1 protein-coding gene is annotated in these 1,166 nt (G+C 65.8%); it reads right to left on the bottom strand.

The window, feature by feature from the left end:
• On the bottom strand, positions 1 to 1,166 hold a 1,166-nt coding region (locus tag A2I95_RS40475; RefSeq protein WP_291737954.1), incomplete at both ends, for an alpha/beta hydrolase.

Here is a 1,166-nt window from a genome sequence, read left to right as displayed (position 1 = left end):
CTCCCGGCTGTTGCGCGCAGTCTGGACTTTCAGCAGCGCCTTGTGCCCGTACCAGTGCAAGGCCCCTGACCAGGCCTTCATCAGCACGGGCAGCATCCAGCGGGCACGGGCAGCGGAAAAGGCAACCAGCCAGGCATAACCGCTGAGGCCGGAGAACTGCCGCGGCGAGGTGATTGAACAGTTCGAGGCTACGGCCACCAGCCCGGAGATCCGGCTGTGCAGCCGGTTGGCTGCCGCGCAGCCGTACAATGCGCCGCCCCGGTGGCTGAGCAATACCGGTCTTTGCAGGTTTTCGCGGGTGATCAGCGCATCCAATTGCTGCACAAAGGCATCCACCGGGTCCTGCCCGCGCGGCAGCGGCGCCGAGCCGCCGTAGCCCCCGCGCATCGGCGCGTAGACCCGGAATCCCAGTGTCCTAAGCTGCGGCTGCAGGCGCTGCAGCGGCACTATCCCGTCCATAATCCCGTGCACAAATATCACCGGCTGTCCGGTATCCGCGCCAAACCGGAAAAACTGGCTGCGCCGCCCGTTTCTGTCTTCAATTTCCTCAGCTGGCGGCAGCAGCTCGCCCCGGGCAATTTTCAAATCCCGCACATACTCGTTGATCAGGAATGCGGCGAGCCGGATCAGCTCTGCCATTCCCGGCGCCCCGGCGCTGGCCGCAATCTGCTCTAGCTCCGCTGCCACCCGGCCGCCGGCGCCACTCATCACCGTCTTCAGCGGGTCAAGATCGGATTTCTGCAGCCCGAAGGCAGCAGCAACGGGGCCTGCTGCCTCTGCGCTCCATTCACAATCCAGCCGCTCCGCCATGACGGCTGCGACAGGTCCGTCTGGCCCTTCCAGCCTGACAGGGCGGCATAAAAACCGCTCGCCCGGGCGGCCGGTGCCGAGAAACAGAACATCCTGCCAGGCAAACTCCCCCTCGCGCACCTGTTCCAGAAAGATGCTCCACCGGTCTGTTGCGGCCCGCGTCAGCCCCATGGCCGCGGGAAGATCTCCGCCGCTGACAAGCTGCCGGGCAGCGCGCCGCGACGCATTCAGCAGACGCCCCTCGGATCCGACACCGGCCAACAGCCAGAACCGGCTGCAATCGCCTGAATATTCACCGGGATGCGGCCGCCCTGCCCGCTCCCACTGCTGTTCCTGAATCTGTGCTGCCCGTGAGA

This window comes from Leisingera sp. F5, from assembly GCF_001593695.1.
Note: the sequence above shows the minus strand (reverse complement) of the source record. Positions and strands in the feature narration are given on the sequence as shown.